Raw genomic sequence first — 17,344 nt, 5'->3', positions numbered from 1 at the left:
CTTACAGTTTCGAGACGGCAACGTGTTGCAGCAGGGCCTCGACCGACACGTGCATGACGTCGGTAAAGGGCTTGGGATAGATCCCCATGTACAACACGGCGATCGCCATCACGCCAAGAATCACGAATTCGCGGCGGTTGATATCGGTCAGCTCGCGCACGTGGTCGTTGGCGACATCGCCCAGGACGACGCGCTTGACCATCCACAGCGAATACGCCGCACCCAGGATCAGGGCGGTGGCTGCCAGCAGGCCGATCCAGAAGTTGTGCTCGACCGCGCCCATGATCACCATGAATTCGCCGACGAAGCCGCTGGTGGCCGGCAGGCCGCTGTTGGCCATCGAGAACAGGATGAAGAACGTGGCAAAGCGCGGCATCACGTTGACCACGCCGCCGTAGTCGGCGATGCGGCGCGAGTGCATGCGGTCATAGAGCACGCCAATACACATGAACATGGCGCCCGACACGAAGCCGTGCGAGATCATCTGCACGATGGCGCCTTCGACGCCGGCCGTGTTGAAGATGAAAAAGCCCAGCGTGACGAAGCCCATGTGAGCGACCGACGAATAGGCCACCAGCTTCTTCATGTCGTCCTGCACGATCGCGACCAGGCCGATGTAGATCACGGCAATCAGCGACAGCGTGATCATCAGGCCGGCCAGGCTGTGCGAGGCGTCAGGCGCGATCGGCAGCGAGAAGCGCAGGAAACCGTAGGCGCCCAGCTTCAGCATGATCGCGGCCAGCACGATGGAGCCGCCCGTGGGCGCTTCCACGTGGGCGTCCGGCAACCACGTGTGAACCGGCCACATCGGCACCTTGACCGCGAAAGCCGCAAGCAGCGCCACGAAGATCAGGATCTGCGGGGTGTAACCCAGCTTGGTCTGCTGCCAGGTCAGGATGTCGAACGAACCGCCCGAGACATTCCAGAGGTAGACGAACGCGACCAGTGTCAGCAACGAACCCATCAGGGTGTACAGGAAGAACTTGAACGCCGCATACACGCGGTTCGGTCCGCCCCAGACACCGATGATGATGTACATCGGGATCAGCGTGGCTTCGAAAAACACGTAGAACAGCATGCCGTCCAGCGCGCAGAACACGCCCACCATCAGACCCGACAGGATCAGGAAGGCGGCCATGTATTGCGCGACGCGGCTCGTGATGACTTCCCAGCCGGCCAGCACCACGATGATGGTGATGAACGCGGTCAGGAGCACGAACCACATCGAGATGCCGTCGATGCCCAGGTGGTAATTGACGTTGAAGGCCTCGATCCAGGAGGTCTTCTCCACGAACTGCATGGCGGCCGTGGAGGAATCGAACCCGGTGTAGAGCGGAATCGTGACCAGGAAGCCGGCGATCGCGCCGACGAGCGACAGGCCGCGCGTCAGGCCGGGACGGTCGTCACGGCCCACCGCCAGCACCAGCAGGCCGAATACGATCGGGACAAAGATCGCAAGCGTGAGCCAGGGAAAAGTGTTGGATGCCATCTCGCTTGCCATCATTGGGGAATCAGCACAAAGAAAGTCACCAGCGCCATGACGCCGATGATCATTGCGAACGCGTAGTGATAGATGAAGCCGGACTGCAGGTGGCGGCTGATGGCTGCCACCCAGCCCACGACACGGGCGCTGCCGTTGATCAGGATGCCATCGATGATGCCGCGATCACCGGTCTGCCACAGGCCGCGGCCCAGGCAGCGCAGACCGCGCGCGATGACCTGCTCGTTGAACCAGTCGACGTAGTACTTGTTCTCGAGGATCTTGTTCACGCCCGACAGGTTGGCCTTGATGGCGGCCGGCACCTTGGGGTTGATCAGGTAGCAGTACCACGAGATGACGAAGCCCGCGACGACCAGCCAGAACGGCAGGGTCTGGAAGGCATGCAGGCCGTAGGCGACCCAGCCGTGCCATTCCTCGCTCAGCACGTGCATGGCGGGATGCTGCTGCGGCAGCACCTTGATGACGCCGTCGAAGAACTTGCCGAACACCATCGGGTCAACCGCCCAGGCGCCGACGAACACTGACGGGATGGCCAGCAGGATCAGCGGCAGCGTGACGACCCAGGGCGACTCGTGCGGCTTGCCGCCATGGTGGCCGTGGCCGTGGTCGTCGTGGCCGTGATCGTCGTGGCCGTGCGCGTCATGGCCGTGGCCGTGGTCGCTGGTGTCGAAGCGTTCCTTGCCATGGAAGACCAGGAAGTACACGCGGAACGAGTACAGCGAAGTGACGAACACGCCGATCAGCACGGCATAGTAGGCAAAGCTCGCGCCCCAGACGTTGGCCTGGCCGGCGGCTTCGATGATGTTTTCCTTCGAGTAGAAACCCGAGAAGAACGGCGTGCCGACGAGCGCCAGCGTGCCCAGCAGGAAGGTGATCCAGGTGATGGGCATGTACTTGCGCAGGCCGCCCATGTTGCGGATGTCCTGGTCGTGGTGCATGCCGATGATGACCGAACCCGCACCCAGGAACAGCAGCGCCTTGAAGAACGCGTGCGTCATCAGGTGGAAGATCGCGACCGAGTAGGCCGACGCGCCCAGGGCGACGGTCATGTAGCCCAGCTGCGACAGCGTGGAGTACGCGACCACGCGCTTGATGTCGTTCTGGATGATGCCCAGGATGCCCAGGAACAGCGCGCCGATGGCGCCGATCACGATGATGAACGACAGCGCGGTGTCCGACAGTTCGAACAGCGGCGAGAAACGCGCGACCATGAAGATGCCGGCCGTCACCATGGTGGCGGCGTGGATCAGCGCGGAGATCGGGGTCGGGCCTTCCATCGAGTCAGGCAGCCAGGCGTGCAGCGGAACCTGGGCCGATTTACCCATGGCACCGATGAACAGGCAAATACACGCCACCGTCAGCAGCATCCAGTCGGAACCGGGCAGCGTCATGCCGGCCAGCTTGTCGGCCTGCGCGAAGACTTCACCGTAGTTCATGGTGCCGGCGTAAGCGAACAGAAGGCCAATGCCCAGCACGAAACCGAAGTCGCCGACGCGGTTGATCAGGAACGCCTTCATGTTGGCGAAGATCGCCGTGGGGCGCGTGTACCAGAAACCGATCAGCAGGTAGGACACCAGACCCACCGCTTCCCAGCCGAAGAACAGCTGCACCATGTTGTTCGACATCACCAGCATCAGCATGGAGAACGTGAACAGCGAGATGTACGAGAAGAAGCGCTGGTAGCCGGGATCGTCAGCCATGTAGCCGATGGTGTAGATGTGCACCATCAACGACACGGAAGTCACCACGACCATCATCATGGCCGACAGCGGATCGATCAGGAAGCCGATTTCCAGCTTGGTCTGGCCGATCAGGCTCCAGGTGTAGACCGCGCCGTCAAAGCGCAGGCCGTTCAGCACGTCGCCCAGCACCACCACCGAACCGATGGCGGAGATAAGCACGCCCAGGATGGTGATGACGTGCGAGGCGCGGCGACCGATGGGGCGGCCAAGGAACCCGGTGCCGAAAAGGCCCGCGAGAATTGCTCCGGCCAGCGGCGCCAGCGCGATGAGCAGGTAGAGATTGGGTGAGCTAGACATTTTCTTCCAATACCCCGTCAGCCCTTCAGGCGATCGAGTTCGTCAACGTTGATCGTGTTCAGGTTGCGGAACAGCAGCACCAGGATGGCCAGGCCGATCGCCGCTTCGGCGGCGGCCACGGTCAGGATGAAGAACACGAACACCTGGCCGGCGGTGTCGCCGAACCAGCTGGAGAACGCCACGAAGTTCATGTTGACGGCCAGGAGCACGAGCTCGATGGACATCAGGAGAATGATCAGGTTGCGGCGGTTCAGGAAGATGCCGAAGATCCCGATGGCGAACAGGATTGCGCCAAGGATCAGATAGTGGGCCAACGTCAGCGTCATTGTTTTTCTCCTTGGGGCGCGGCACCGTTCGACGCGTCACGCTTGGCCTGGGCGCGCTCGCTCTGGGCGGGCATGCTCACCATGCGGAAGCGGTCCTTCGCACGCACGCGGACAGCGGCGACCGGGTCGTTGTACTTCACGTCGCGGCGGCGGCGCAGGGTCAGCGCGATTGCGGCAACCATGCCGACCAGCAGCAGCGCGGCGCCCACTTCAACGGCGTAGACGTACTGCGTGTACATCGCCTCGCCCAGCGCGCGGGCGTTGTTGTAGTCGCTGGGCAGTTGCGCCTGCGGACCGGAGCCGTACCAGATGGTGCCCAGCACGAAGGACACTTCCAGCACCAGCACGAGACCGATGACCAGGCCGAGCGGCAGGTAGGTCTTCATGCCCTGGCGCAGGGTGTCCATGCGGATGTCGAGCATCATCACGACAAAGAGGAAGAGCACCATCACGGCGCCCACGTACACCAGCACCAGCAGCAGCGCGAGGAACTCGGCGCCCAGCAGCATCCAGAGCATGGCCGCGTTGGCAAACGCCAGGATCAGGTGAAGAACGGCGGTGACCGCGCTGCGCGCGGTGATCACGCGGAAAGCCGCGATCACCAGCACGGCGGCCAGTATGTAGAAAAGGACAGTGGTAAAAGTCATGGATCAGACCCTGGGCTTCAGCGGTAAGGCGCGTCTTCGGCCCGGCGGCGGGCGATGTCGGCTTCGTAGCGGTCGCCCACGGCGAGCAGCATGTCTTTGGTGAAATACAGGTCGCCGCGCTTTTCGCCGTGGTATTCGTGGATGTGCGTTTCCACGATGGAGTCCACGGGGCAGCTTTCCTCACAGAAGCCGCAGAAGATGCACTTGGTCAGGTCGATGTCGTAGCGCGTCGTGCGGCGGGTGCCGTCGTCGCGCTGATCCGACTCGATCGTGATCGCCAGCGCCGGGCACACGGCTTCGCACAGCTTGCACGCGATGCAGCGCTCTTCCCCGTTGGGGTAGCGGCGCAGCGCGTGCAGGCCGCGGAAACGCGGCGACGCAGGGGTCTTTTCCTGGGGGTAGCGCAAGGTGACCTTGCGTTTGAAGAAATACTTGCCCGTCAGGCGCATGCCCTTGAGCAACTCGGTCAGCATCAGGCTGCCGAAGAAATCCTTGATCGCTTCCATATCCTGCCTCTGCTTGGCGCTTAGCGCCAAATGTTCCAGGGCGTCTGCATCCAGATCGCCACCACGACCAGCCAGACGCCGGTCAGCGGGATGAAGATTTTCCAACCCAAACGCATGATCTGGTCGTAGCGGTAGCGCGGGAACGAGGCCCGGAACCACACGAACAACGAGACCACGACGAACGTCTTGAGACCCAGCCAGATCCAACCCGGAATCCAGGTCAGCGGCGCGATATCGATCGGGGAAGCCCAGCCGCCCAGGAACATGATCGACGCCATGCAGGACAGCAGGATCATGTTGGCGTATTCGCCCAGGAAGAACAGCGCGAAGGCCATGCCCGAGTACTCGACCATGTGGCCGGCCACGATTTCGGATTCGCCTTCCACCACGTCGAACGGGTGGCGGTTGGTTTCTGCGACGGCCGAGATCACGTAGATCACGAACAGCGGCAACAGCGGCAGCCAGTTCCAGGACATGAACGTCAGGCCCTTGTCGGCAAACCAGCCGCGGTTCTGCACGTTGACGATCTCGGACATGTTCAGGCTGCCGGACACCAGCAGCACCGTCACCAGCACGAAGCCGATGGCCAGTTCATACGACAGCATCTGGGCCGAGGCGCGCAGCGCGCCCAGGAACGCGTACTTGGAGTTAGACGCCCAGCCAGCGACGATCACGCCGTACACGCCGATGGACGTGATGGCCATGATGTACAGCAGGCCGGCATTGACGTTGGCCAGCACGACGTCGGGACCGAAGGGCACGACCGCCCAGGCAGCCAGCGCGGGCATCAGCGTGACCACGGGGGCCACGACGAACAGCACCTTGTTGGCCTGGCTGGGAACGACGACTTCCTTGGTGAGCAGCTTGAAGACGTCTGCGAAAGGCTGCAGCAGCCCCTTGAAGCCGACGCGGTTCGGACCCATGCGCACGTGCATGGCGCCGATCATCTTGCGCTCCCAGTACGTCAGGTACGCCACGCACAGGATGATGGGCACGGCGATGACCACGATCTTGATGAGGGTCCAGAGGACCATCCAGACCGTCGGGCCCAGCAATGCCTGACCGTGGCTTTCAAGAACATTGAGCCATTCCATCAGGCACGCTCCACGCTGATTTGACCAAATGCGCCACCCAGGGCAGCGGTAGTTTCGAAGGCGGCGGAAATGCGCACGGCACGATCGGCCACGGCATCATCCTGCACGGTTTCCAGTTCGACGGCGCCCTGCCCGGCCGAGACGCGCACCTTGACGCCGGCCGTCAGGCCGAGGCTGGTGAGGGTACGGCCGTTCATGGCGGCGGCGGGCTTCTTCGAAGCCGGCGAGGCCTGCAGCGGTTCCGAGCGGCGCACCATGGCGTCGGTGCGGTAGATCGGCACATCGGCGACGCGTTCCAGGCCGGTGAGGGCCTGGCCCAGACCCAACGGGGCCTTGACGTCGTTGGACAGGCGGCCTTCGACGCCGCTGGCCAGCACGGCGTCGCGCACGGACTCGGAGGTCTCGTCGTCGAAGCCGGCCAGATGCAGGACGTTGCCCAGCACGCGCAGCACCTTCCAGCCCGGACGGGTCTGGCCGAACGGCGCGACCGTGCCCTTGAAGCTCTGGGCCAGGCCTTGGGCGTTGACAAACGTGCCCGAGGTTTCCGTGAACGGCGACACCGGCAGCATCACGTCCGCCCATTCGGCAGCGGCCGAACGGTAAGGCGTGAGCGCGACGGCGAACTGCGCGCCGCGCAGCGCGGCGATGGCTTGCTGGCCATTGTCGGCGTCGAGCAGCGGTTCGGCGTGCAGGACGATGTACGCCTTGAGGGGTTCGGCGAGCATGGCTGCGGCGGTCTTGCCGCCCTTGCCCGGGATGGCGCCGGCGAGGTAGCCGCCGACGGTGTTGCCGCCCGAGGTCAGGAAGCCGAACTTGCCGCCCGACAGGTCAGCCACGGCGCGGCCGTTGGCGGCCAGGGCGGTGGCCTGAGCGCTGGCGACGGCCAGGTTGCCCATCAGGACGGCAGTGTTGGCGCCCGAGGCAAGGCTGGCGGCGATCAGCTTGGCGTTTTCGCCCGGCGTGACCGAGGCAAACTCGGCCGGCACGGCCTGTTCCTTGGCCTGGGCCAGCGCGACGGCCACTTCGGCCAGCGCGCGCGCCAGTTCCGACGGAGCCACGGTGATGCGCGCGGTGACGGCCATCAGGGGATCGTCGGCGGCGCTGTCGACCATCAGGATCTGCGTGCCGCGCTTGGCGGCCTGGCGCAGACGCTGGGCCATCAGCGGGTGGTCCTTGCGCAGGAACGAGCCGACGACCAGGACGCGGTCCAGGTTGTCGAGTTCGGCGATGGGCATGCCCAGCCACGGCGCGCCGGTCAGCGCGGCGTCGAAGGCCGGGTCGGTCTGACGCAGGCGGAAGTCGATGTTCTCGGAACCCAGCGCGCGGACCAGGCGGCCCAGCAGCGCGTATTCCTCGGTCGTGGCGTATTCGGACGCCAGGGCGCCGATCTGGCCGGCGCCGAAGCTGTCACGCACGCGCGACAGGCCTTGGGCCACGGCCTGCAGGGCATCGGCCCAGGAGGCTTCCTGCCACTTGCCGTCGGTGCCCTTGATCATCGGGGCGGACAGGCGGTCTTCGCTGTTCAGGCCTTCGTACGAGAAGCGGTCGCGATCGCTGATCCAGCATTCGTTGACGGCTTCGTCCTCGAACGGCACCACGCGCATCACGCGGTCGCCCTTGACCTGGACGACCAGGTTGGCGCCCAGGCTGTCGTGCGGGCTGACCGAACGGCGGCGAGCCAGTTCCCAGGTGCGGGCGCTGTAGCGGAAGGGCTTGGAGGTCAGCGCGCCCACCGGACAGATGTCGATCATGTTGCCCGACAGTTCGGACTCGATCGAACGGCCGACGAAGGTGGTGATCTCGGAGTGTTCGCCACGGCCCAGCATGCCCAGTTCCATGACGCCGGCGATTTCCTGTCCGAAGCGCACGCAGCGGGTGCAGTGGATGCAGCGGGACATTTCCTCGGCCGACACCAGCGGGCCCAGGTCCTTGTGGAACACGACGCGCTTTTCTTCCTGGTAACGCGAGGAAGAACCGCCGTAGCCCACGGCCAGATCCTGCAGCTGGCATTCGCCGCCCTGATCGCAGATCGGGCAGTCGAGGGGGTGATTGATGAGCAAGAATTCCATCACCGACTTCTGAGCGGCGCGAGCCTTCTCCGAGCAGGTGTGGACGACCATGCCGTTGGTCACGGGCGTGGCGCAGGCGGGCAGCGCCTTGGGCGCTTTTTCCACTTCAACCAGGCACATCCGGCAGTTGGCCGCGATGGACAGTTTCTTGTGGTAGCAGAAATGCGGCACGTAAAGCCCGACTTTCTGGGCGGCATGCATGACCATGCTGCCTTCGGGCACTTCGACCTTGTTGCCGTCGACGGTTAGTTCAACCATTGCTGTTCCTGAGACCTACAGATATTGCGGGACCACACAAGACTTGTGCTCGATGTGGTGCGCGAATTCGTCGCGAAAATGCTTGAGGAAGCCACGTACGGGCATGGCGGCGGCGTCACCGAGGGCGCAGATGGTGCGGCCCATGATGTTGGCGGCCACGTTGTCCAGCAGCTCCAGATCTTCCGGACGGCCTTGACCGTTCTCGATGCGGTGCACCATGCGGTACAGCCAGCCGGTGCCTTCGCGGCACGGCGTGCACTGGCCGCAGCTTTCTTCGAAATAGAAGTACGACAGACGCAGCAGCGACTTGACCATGCAACGCGTCTCGTCCATGACGATCACCGCGCCCGAGCCGAGCATCGAGCCGGCCTTGGCGATGGAGTCATAGTCCATCGTGCATTCCATCATGATGTCGGCGGGCAGGACCGGGGCGCTCGAGCCGCCGGGAATGACCGCCTTCAGCTTCTTGCCGCCGCGCATGCCGCCTGCCAGTTCCAGCAGGGTCGAGAACGGGGTGCCGAGCGGGATCTCGTAGTTGCCGGGACGTTCGACGTCGCCGGTGATCGAGAACAGCTTGGTGCCGCCGTTGTTCGGCTTGCCGACTTCCAGGTAGGCCTGGCCGCCGTTGCGGATGATCCACGGCACCGCCGCGAACGTTTCCGTGTTGTTGATCGTGGTGGGCTTGCCGTACAGGCCGAAGCTGGCCGGGAACGGCGGCTTGAAGCGCGGCTGGCCCTTCTTGCCTTCCAGCGACTCCAGCAGCGCGGTTTCTTCGCCGCAGATGTAGGCGCCGTAACCGTGGAATGCGTGCAGCTGGAAGCTGAAGTCGGAACCGAACAGGCGGTCGCCCAGGAAACCGGCGGCGCGCGCTTCTTCCAGGGCTTCTTCGAAGCGCTCGTAGACTTCGAAGATTTCGCCGTGGATGTAGTTGTAGCCGACGCTGATGCCCATGGCGTAGGCCGCGATCGCCATGCCTTCAATCACGATGTGCGGATTGAAGCGCAGGATGTCGCGGTCCTTGAACGTGCCCGGTTCGCCTTCGTCGGAGTTGCAGACGAGATACTTCTGGCCGGGGAAGGCGCGCGGCATGAAGCTCCACTTCAGGCCGGTCGGGAAACCCGCGCCGCCACGGCCGCGCAGACCCGACGCCTTGACCTCGGCGATCACGTCTTCCGGCTTCATGCCGGTGGTGAGGATCTTTTTCAGGGCTTCGTAGCCGCCGCGCTTGACGTAGTCGGCCAGACGCCAGTTGGCGCCGTCGACGTCGGCCATGATCTGCGGCTGCATGTGCCGGCCGTGCAGGCACATCGAATTGGACAGGTCGTTCAGGGGGTTGGGGTCCAGCCCCTGCGCGAACTGCTTGTACAGGTCAGGCGCATTCATGCCGACTCTCCTTGCTGCTTGAGGGCCGCGACCAGCGCGTCCAGCTTCTCGTCGGTCATGCGCACGCACATATGCTTGTTGTTCACGATCAGCACGGGGGAGTCGCCGCAGGCGCCCATGCACTCGCCTTCGACCAGGGTGAACTGGCCGTCTTCGGTGGTCTGGCGGTAGTCGACGCCCAGCTTGCGCTTGAGGTATTCGCCGGCACGGTCGCCATCGCGCAAGGCACAGGGCAGGTTCGTGCAGACGGCGATCTTGTTCTTGCCGACGGGCTTGACGTCGAACATGTTGTAGAACGTGGCGACTTCCTGGACCGCGATGGGCGGAACGCCAATGTAGTTGGCCACGTCTTCGATGACTTCGGTAGCCAACCAGCCCTTCTCTTCTTGCGCGATGGCAAGCGAGGCCATGATGGCGGACTGCCGCTGGTCGGCCGGGAACTTGGCCAGTTCACGGTCGATTTTCTGGTAGGCCTGTTCGGAAAGCAGCATAGTTTGAATCCGGGTTATGCGGGCGTGCTCGTGACTGTCTGGGGCGGATGATCAGCGATCGATCTCGCCGAAAACGATGTCCTGCGTGCCAATGATGGTGACGGCGTCGGCGATCATGTGGCCGCGCGACATTTCATCCAGCGATTGCAGGTGGACAAAGCCGGGCGCCCGAATCTTCAGGCGGTAGGGCTTGTTGGCGCCGTCGGACACCAGATAGATGCCGAATTCGCCCTTCGGATGCTCGACCGAGGCGTACGCCTCGCCCGGAGGCACGTGGAAACCTTCGGTGAAGAGCTTGAAGTGATGGATCAGCTCTTCCATGTTGGTCTTCATGGCGGTGCGCGACGGCGGGGCGATCTTGTGATTCTCGATCATGACCGGGCCGGGATTGTTGCGCAGCCATTCCACGCACTGGCGGATGATGCGATTGCTCTGGCGCATCTCGGCGACGCGGACCAGGTAGCGGTCGTAGCAATCGCCGTTGACACCCACGGGGATGTCGAAATCAAGCAGGTCGTAGACTTCGTAGGGCTGCATCTTGCGCAGGTCCCATGCGACGCCCGAGCCACGCAGCATCGGGCCGGTGAAGCCCAGCGCCTTGGCGCGATCGGGATCGACCACGCCGATGCCGACCAGGCGCTGCTTCCAGATGCGGTTGTCGGTGAGCAGCGTTTCGTACTCGTCGACGCAGGCCGGGAAACGGTTGGTGAAGTCTTCGATGAAATCCAGCAGCGAGCCCGAACGCGCGTCGTTCATGGCGCGGATTTCCTTGTCGCCGCGGTACTTGCTGGAGTCGCCGTACTGCGGCATGGAATCCGGCAGGTCACGGTAGACGCCGCCCGGACGGTAGTAGGCCGCGTGCATGCGCGCGCCCGACACCGCTTCGTAGCAGTCCATCAGATCTTCGCGTTCACGGAAGGCATACAGGAACACCGCCATGGCGCCCACGTCGAGCGCGTGCGAACCCAGCGACATCAGGTGGTTCAAGAGGCGGGTGATTTCATCGAACATCACGCGGATGTACTGCGCGCGCAGCGGGGCTTCGACGCCCAGCAGCTTTTCGATGGCCATGACGTAGGCGTGCTCGTTGCACATCATGGACACGTAGTCCAGGCGGTCCATGTAGGGCAGCGCCTGGATGTAGGTCTTGTGTTCGGCCAGCTTTTCGGTGGCGCGATGCAGCAGGCCGATATGCGGGTCGGCGCGCTGGATGACTTCGCCGTCAAGCTCGAGCACCAGACGCAGCACGCCGTGCGCGGCCGGGTGTTGAGGACCGAAGTTCAGGGTGTAGTTCTTGATGTCTGCCATGATTCAACGCCCCATGCCGTAGGTGTCTTCGCGCACCACGCGCGGGGTGATCTCGCGCGGATCGATCGTGACCGGCTGGTAAATGACGCGCCGTTGTTCGGGGTCGTAGCGCATTTCGACGGTGCCCGACAGCGGGAAGTCCTTGCGGAAGGGATGGCCGATGAAGCCGTAGTCGGTCAGGATGCGGCGCAGGTCCGGGTGGCCTTCGAAGACAATGCCGTACAGGTCGAAGGCTTCGCGCTCGAACCAGCCGACCGTGGGCCAGCACTCGATCAGCGAGGCGACCATGGGGAACTCGTCGTCGGCAGCCCAGGTGCGCACACGCAGCCGCCAGTTGTTCTCGATGGAGAGCAGGTGCGCCACGACAGCGTAGCGCGAGCGGTGGATGCGGGCGTTCGTTTCCTCGGGCAGCTGGCGCGTGCCGTTGCCCCAGGTCAGGTAGTCGACGCCGCAGAGGTCGATACAGGTTTCAAAGCGCAGGCCGGCTTCGGTGCGCAGCTTGTTGCAGACGGAGAACCACTGCTCCGCGGGCACTTCGAGCGTCAGCTCGCCCAGCGCCTCGGTCAGCGCGATGTCCGTGCCGAGGGTGGTCTGCAAATTGTTTTTCAGGGATTCGAGCCTGGTCATCATCTTGTACGCTTAGGTGAACCGATACGCTGGTTTCGCAAGGTTCGCGGCGGCTTGAGGCCTGCCGCCGAACCGGACGAAGCATCAGCGCGCAATCGTGTTGGTCAGACGGATCTTGTTCTGCATTTGCAGCAAGCCGTAGACCAGCGCCTCGGCCGTGGGCGGGCAGCCCGGCACGTAGACGTCTACCGGTACGATGCGATCGCAGCCACGGACCACCGAATACGAGTAGTGGTAGTAGCCGCCGCCATTGGCACAGGAGCCCATGGAAACCACCCAGCGCGGCTCGGGCATCTGGTCGTAGACCTTGCGCAGCGCCGGCGCCATCTTGTTGCACAAGGTGCCGGCCACGATCATGAGATCGGACTGGCGGGGACTGGGCCGGAAGATGATGCCGAACTGGTCCAGGTCGTAGCGGGCCGCGCCCGCGTGCATCATCTCAACCGCGCAACAGGCCAGACCAAAGGTCATGGGCCACATCGAACCGGTCTTCGCCCAGTTCAGGAACTTGTCGGCGCTGGTGGTGATGAACCCTTGCTTGAGAATGCCGTCTATAGCCATATTCGTCTCTGATAGCGTGCTGTGAAATGAACCCGGAGGTCACTCCCAATCCAGCGCGCCCTTTTTCCATTCGTAGATGAAGCCGACGGTCAACACGGCGAGGAAAACCATGACCGTCCAGAAACCGACGAGTCCGACGGTGCCCTGGGCGATGGCCCACGGAAACAGGAACGCGATTTCCAGGTCGAAAAGAATGAACAGGATCGCCACGAGGTAGTAGCGCACGTCAAACTTCATGCGTGCATCTTCAAACGCTTCGAAGCCGCACTCGTAAGGCGAGAGCTTCTCAGCGTAAGGACGCCGCGGACCAAGGAGGGAGCCGGCCGTTAGAAGCGCGAACCCGATAAGGGTGGCCACTACGATAAACAGCAGGACGGGAAAATACTGTTGCAGGTTCATTCAGGCGTCCGTCAAATGCGCAAACCTTAGGATTGTAGCATTCGCGCGGTTACTTCCGGCTGAACTCTGTAGCTTGAATAGCAGGCGAAAGACTACATTCCTCAAATGGAACAATCGCAGCTTTCGTCGGCGTACTTCGAAGGATACACGGCTTGATGAGCACGAAGCCGTAGTATGCACGAATTCAGTCAGCAGACGAAAAAAAACCACCCCCAAAAGGGTGGTTTATGCGAACGGGCCGAGGCCCGTTCGACTTTGCTTTAAATCCAGACAGGGCTTGCGCCCTGCATTGGATTAGAAGCGGTGACGGACACCGACGCCGACAGCGGTCGACTTCAGGTCGTTCAGGAACGCGTAGTTCGTGGCGTACGAACCGTAAGCGTACAGGTTGGTGCGCTTGGACAGGTCGTAGGTGTAGCCCAGCGAGTAGATGTTCATGTTGGAATCATCACCCGTCAGCTTGTCGTTCGACGGATCAACACGCTGCCACGAACCGAAGATGTTCGAAGCGCCGCCGATCGGGGCCGACAGACCAACCAGGTACGAGTTAGCCTTGAAGCCGTCAGCAAACAGGTTGTTGCCGAAGTTCACGGAGCTCGAGCCACCACCGATGGTGCTGGTGGCGGTGCCTTGGCCGGCGAACCAACCGTCGGTCGTGCGAGCGTAGGCCAGAGCCAGCTTCACGACTTCAAAGTCGTACGAACCGCCGATGGCGTACATACGCGGGGTGGCATCGGTCGACTCGGTCGGCAGACGGTTCGAGGCGTTCAGCTGGTCGTACGACAGAGCGACGTTCAGCGGGCCGTTGACGTAGCGCAGACCGGTCGTGATGGCGCGGGTGTTGTCGGCGGTCTTGAAGCCGGTTTCCGAACCCTTGGTGTCGTCAGCGCTGAACGAGTAGCCAACGCCGAACTGGAAGCCGCTGAACGACGGGGTCTGATACATGACCATGTTGTCGTAGCGTTGCGTGTTAGCAGCGCTCATGCCAACGCCGATGTTGGCTTGACCGAAGCCAGCGCCGAACGGATCGATCGAGCCGAAGTACTTCGACGCGATGTTGGTTTGACGACCGAAGTCCAGTTGACCCCAGCTGTCGCTGGCCAGACCGACGGTGGCTTGACGGCCGAACAGACGACCACCTTGAGCGGAGGTGCCGTTACCCGAGTTGAAGCCCGATTCCAGTTGGAAAACAGCGCGCAGGCCGTCACCCAGATCTTCCGAACCACGCAGACCCCAGCGCGAACCGTTCTGGACGCCGTTGATCATGCCAAAACGGCTGCCGTTTTGGGCATCAGTACCGCCGCTGATCTTGTTGTAGCCGAGGCCCGTGTCGATGATGCCGTACAGGGTGACAGACGTTTCTGCCTGGGCGACACCGGCGAAACCGGCGAGCAGGGCGGCAGCGAGCAGAGTCTTTTTCATTTAAGAAATCTCCGTTGATTTGAGTGACAAGAGCAGCAATCCAGCAAACCAGCCTGCCGCCCCCCTAACTCCGCGAAGGGAAGTTGACGCTATTGCATCAAAAATCGGGGGGGCTGGCTATGGTCGGCATCAGAAAAGTGCAGGTTTGCGACAGGCTTGTTGGGAAGTTGCAACATCCCGCTGATGCTTGCCCGGCAACGCTAGGGCTTTCCCTTACCGAAAAGCCCGAGCGCGCAACCATGCGACTTTCGGCCCTGCCCCCAATTTTCCGGGCAATTCCAAAACCCATTTGTCGCGCAACTTTCTTCACGGTTCCGGCGGCCATCCGGCGAAAAACGGAGGCGGCCGCGATGACGCCGGCCCTACTGATCATCGTAGCCAAGTCCCGACTGGATAACATTGTTATTAATAAAAATCGTCGATATGATTGGTGGCATCGAACAGACGCCCAGCCCCATGTCCACCCCCTCCCCTCGCGCCGACCGAAACGAACGACTCAGCGCCCTGCGCCGGCAGATCATCCTGGACGCCGCGCAGCGCGTCTTCGAGCGCGACGGACTTGAAAAAACGACGATCCGGGCGATTGCGAAGGAAGCCGGCTGCACGACGGGCGCCATCTATCCGTGGTTTGCGGGCAAGGAAGCGCTTTATGGCGAACTGCTGGACGAATCGCTGCAGCGGCTGCACGCGCACCTGGAGCGAGCCGAACAGGCCGAAGCGCCGCAATCGGCCGCGCGCGGCGTGATCCGCGCGTTCTTCGGTTACTACGCCGAGCGGCGCACGGATTTTTCCCTGGGGCTGTACCTGTTCCAGGGACTTGGGCCGCGCGGATTGGGCCGCGACATGGACGAGAAGCTCAATTCCCGACTGCGGCAATCCATCGATCTCATCGGCCAGGCGTTGTCGCGCACGAAAGGATGGCGGGACGAGACCGTGCAGGCCGAGCAGATGAATGTATTCACCTACCTGATGGGGCTGTTGCTGCTGCTGCACACGCGCCGTCTCAAATCCCTGGGCCAGCAGGCCGACGCGCTGCTGGACAACTATTGCCTCGCCCTGGAGCAACGATGACCGCAACCGCCCTAGCCGCCGACGGCCACGCGCCGCTGATCAGCCTTGCCGACTTTCACGTGCTGCTGGCCGACCAGCACCCGTTCTCGATGCTGCTGGGAATCGACGTGCTGCACATCGGCCACGGCACGGCGCACGCCGTGCTGCCCGCCCGGGACACGCACCAGCGGCTGGGCGGCATCGTGGCCGGACCGATGCTGATGGGGCTTGCCGACCTGGCCATGTATGCGGCGGTCGTGGGCGCCACCGGCCAGGCGCATGCGGTCACGGCCAGCCTGACCATCAATTTCCTGCGCAAGAGCCCGGCGGGCGCAATCCATGCTCATGCCCGCCTGCTGAAGGTGGGCCGCCTAAGCGCCGGAGAGGTCGTGCTGACGGGAGAAGGTTCGGACAAGCCGGTCGCCCATATCGTGAGCACGTGGTCGGTGCCCAAGCCATGAGTCCGCGCGTCAGCATCGTCGGCATGGGCAGGATCGGCACGCTGGCTGCGCGGCGGCTGCTGGCCGCCGATCCCGACATTGCGCTGACGCTTTATGACATCGAGGCGGACCGATGCGAAGCCTTCCGCGGCAACGCGACGCTGGCGACGTCGGCGCGCGAAGCCCTGGCGGAATCCGACACCATCGTGCTGGCCCTGCCCCGCGAGCGCGAGATCGATCGCACGCTGGAACGCTTCAGCGACGGGCAGGTCACGGCGCCCATCGCCGGGAAGCTGATCATCGACCTGGATCCGCCGCCGGCCGACCGGATGCGGCAGCTGGACCGCGCCATTGCCAGCGCGGGGGGACGTTATGCCTGCGCGCCGTTGCAGGCGTGCGATTCGGCTGGCGTAGAGGCTCGCTTACTGGACGCGCTGAACCCACCGGCCTGACACGTGCAGCCGCTCGACGGCCGCCACGCACAGGACCAGCCAACCGAGGCTGACGGCGAACCCGGCCACGACGTCGCTCGCGAAATGCACCTGCAAGAGGATGCGGCTAAGGCCGATGGCCATGATGAGCGCGGCCATGAACGCCACGCAGGGCAGGCGCCACGCGGGCGGGGAAAACCGCCACATCAGGTAGCACGCCGTGCCGTAGACGGCCATGGCGGCGGAGGCGTGGCCGCTGGGAAAACTCCAGCCGGTCGCCATGGCATAGCCGTGGTCGTGATCGGGGCGCACGCGTTCGAAGGTGTGCTTGAACAGCCAGTTGAGCGCGCCGTTCAGGCCGGTCGCGATGGCGCAAAAGAGCGCAAGCTGCCACAGCCCGCGCCATAACAGCGCAGTCGTCATCAGCACGGCGACGACGGTGAGCAGGTTGCGGTCGCCCAGGTACGTGATCCAGGACAGCAGCCACAGCATCGACGTGGACATGGACATGCTGAGCGCATCGGCCAGCGCGCTGTCGAACTCCACCACGGCGCCACGGCTTTCGACGGCCAGGGCCAACGTGAGAAACAGAACGAACGACACGCCGGCCACGCCGGCAAACAGCGCGGCGCGGCCATTGCGGGACAACCGGCCGTGGCACCGCATGAACAGCAGCGCCGCGCCGCCGGCCAGCAGCGGCAGCGCGATAAACAACGAGAAGGCATGGGCCGCGGCCCATGCCGCGTAGACATCGGTCATGTGTGCGCCATCAAAAAGAAAATCGCGCGGAAG

Annotated in this window: 18 protein-coding genes; 3 read left to right on the top strand and 15 right to left on the bottom strand. The window is 63.5% G+C overall.

The window, feature by feature from the left end:
* Position 1 precedes the first annotated feature (1 nt).
* From HV786_RS03315 to HV786_RS03250, 14 genes are all read right to left on the bottom strand, one after another.
* Positions 2 to 1,504 (bottom strand): NADH-quinone oxidoreductase subunit M, encoded by a 1,503-nt coding sequence (locus HV786_RS03315; RefSeq protein ID WP_056321733.1) that lies wholly within the window; start codon positions 1,502 to 1,504, stop codon positions 2 to 4.
* The gene (gene nuoL, locus HV786_RS03310; protein ID WP_128827638.1) at positions 1,501 to 3,540 is read right to left on the bottom strand and encodes an NADH-quinone oxidoreductase subunit L; all 2,040 of its coding nucleotides are present in this window, start codon (positions 3,538 to 3,540) and stop codon (positions 1,501 to 1,503) included. Before nuoL ends, HV786_RS03315 begins: the two co-directional genes overlap by 4 nt.
* A 17-nt stretch (positions 3,541 to 3,557) precedes the next feature.
* Positions 3,558 to 3,866 carry an NADH-quinone oxidoreductase subunit NuoK gene (nuoK, locus tag HV786_RS03305; RefSeq protein ID WP_006217969.1) on the bottom strand — a complete coding sequence of 103 codons (309 nt, stop codon included), beginning with the start codon at positions 3,864 to 3,866 and terminating at the stop codon, positions 3,558 to 3,560.
* On the bottom strand, positions 3,863 to 4,513 hold the full coding sequence (locus HV786_RS03300) for an NADH-quinone oxidoreductase subunit J (RefSeq protein WP_062840512.1): 651 nt from the start codon (positions 4,511 to 4,513) through the stop codon (positions 3,863 to 3,865). The genes nuoK and HV786_RS03300 overlap by 4 nt, the downstream gene beginning before the upstream one ends.
* A gap of 17 nt (positions 4,514 to 4,530) precedes the next feature.
* On the bottom strand, positions 4,531 to 5,019 hold the full coding sequence (nuoI, locus tag HV786_RS03295; RefSeq protein ID WP_008161196.1) for an NADH-quinone oxidoreductase subunit NuoI: 489 nt from the start codon (positions 5,017 to 5,019) through the stop codon (positions 4,531 to 4,533).
* 20 nt (positions 5,020 to 5,039) lie between these two features.
* A complete protein-coding gene (gene nuoH / locus HV786_RS03290; protein ID WP_056321725.1) occupies positions 5,040 to 6,113 on the bottom strand; it encodes an NADH-quinone oxidoreductase subunit NuoH in 1,074 nt (357 codons plus the stop codon).
* Positions 6,113 to 8,440, bottom strand: coding sequence for an NADH-quinone oxidoreductase subunit NuoG (nuoG, locus tag HV786_RS03285; RefSeq protein WP_175209965.1), 2,328 nt, complete (start codon positions 8,438 to 8,440; stop codon positions 6,113 to 6,115). Before nuoG ends, nuoH begins: the two co-directional genes overlap by 1 nt.
* 15 nt (positions 8,441 to 8,455) lie before the next feature.
* Positions 8,456 to 9,823 carry an NADH-quinone oxidoreductase subunit NuoF gene (nuoF, locus tag HV786_RS03280; RefSeq protein WP_056321720.1) on the bottom strand — a complete coding sequence of 456 codons (1,368 nt, stop codon included), beginning with the start codon at positions 9,821 to 9,823 and terminating at the stop codon, positions 8,456 to 8,458.
* Positions 9,820 to 10,314, bottom strand: coding sequence for an NADH-quinone oxidoreductase subunit NuoE (gene nuoE / locus HV786_RS03275; RefSeq protein ID WP_056321718.1), 495 nt, complete (start codon positions 10,312 to 10,314; stop codon positions 9,820 to 9,822). Before nuoE ends, nuoF begins: the two co-directional genes overlap by 4 nt.
* Before the next feature lie 51 nt (positions 10,315 to 10,365).
* A complete protein-coding gene (locus tag HV786_RS03270) occupies positions 10,366 to 11,622 on the bottom strand; it encodes an NADH-quinone oxidoreductase subunit D (protein ID WP_128827634.1) in 1,257 nt (418 codons plus the stop codon).
* Positions 11,623 to 11,625: 3 nt separating this feature from the next.
* Positions 11,626 to 12,252, bottom strand: a complete 627-nt coding sequence (locus tag HV786_RS03265; RefSeq protein WP_128827633.1) for an NADH-quinone oxidoreductase subunit C — start codon at positions 12,250 to 12,252, stop codon at positions 11,626 to 11,628.
* Positions 12,253 to 12,333: 81 nt separating this feature from the next.
* Positions 12,334 to 12,810: a NuoB/complex I 20 kDa subunit family protein gene (locus HV786_RS03260; RefSeq protein ID WP_006217960.1), complete on the bottom strand. Its 477-nt coding sequence runs from the start codon at positions 12,808 to 12,810 to the stop codon at positions 12,334 to 12,336.
* A 39-nt stretch (positions 12,811 to 12,849) separates the two neighbouring features.
* The gene (locus HV786_RS03255; RefSeq protein WP_006217959.1) at positions 12,850 to 13,209 is read right to left on the bottom strand and encodes an NADH-quinone oxidoreductase subunit A; all 360 of its coding nucleotides are present in this window, start codon (positions 13,207 to 13,209) and stop codon (positions 12,850 to 12,852) included.
* A gap of 294 nt (positions 13,210 to 13,503) precedes the next feature.
* Positions 13,504 to 14,631, bottom strand: coding sequence for a porin (locus HV786_RS03250; protein ID WP_056321709.1), 1,128 nt, complete (start codon positions 14,629 to 14,631; stop codon positions 13,504 to 13,506).
* A 456-nt stretch (positions 14,632 to 15,087) separates the two neighbouring features.
* On the opposite strand from HV786_RS03250, the gene HV786_RS03245 reads away from it, so the two are divergent.
* From HV786_RS03245 to HV786_RS03235, 3 genes are read left to right on the top strand one after another with little or no spacing between them, the layout of a single operon-like run.
* Entirely contained in the window at positions 15,088 to 15,702 is a 615-nt protein-coding gene (locus tag HV786_RS03245) for a TetR/AcrR family transcriptional regulator (protein ID WP_128827632.1), read from the top strand.
* On the top strand, positions 15,699 to 16,142 hold the full coding sequence (locus HV786_RS03240; RefSeq protein ID WP_175209963.1) for a PaaI family thioesterase: 444 nt from the start codon (positions 15,699 to 15,701) through the stop codon (positions 16,140 to 16,142). Before HV786_RS03245 ends, HV786_RS03240 begins: the two co-directional genes overlap by 4 nt.
* Positions 16,139 to 16,573, top strand: coding sequence for an NAD(P)-binding domain-containing protein (locus HV786_RS03235; protein ID WP_128827631.1), 435 nt, complete (start codon positions 16,139 to 16,141; stop codon positions 16,571 to 16,573). Before HV786_RS03240 ends, HV786_RS03235 begins: the two co-directional genes overlap by 4 nt.
* On the opposite strand, the gene HV786_RS03230 is transcribed toward HV786_RS03235, so the two are convergent.
* Entirely contained in the window at positions 16,544 to 17,311 is a 768-nt protein-coding gene (locus HV786_RS03230) for a phosphatase PAP2 family protein (RefSeq protein WP_175209961.1), read from the bottom strand. The genes HV786_RS03235 and HV786_RS03230 overlap by 30 nt on opposite strands.
* Positions 17,312 to 17,344: the final 33 nt, after the last annotated feature.

Source organism: Achromobacter mucicolens, from assembly GCF_902859725.1.
Taxonomy (GTDB): domain Bacteria; phylum Pseudomonadota; class Gammaproteobacteria; order Burkholderiales; family Burkholderiaceae_B; genus Achromobacter; species Achromobacter mucicolens.
This window is presented reverse-complemented; position numbering and strand designations above follow the sequence as displayed.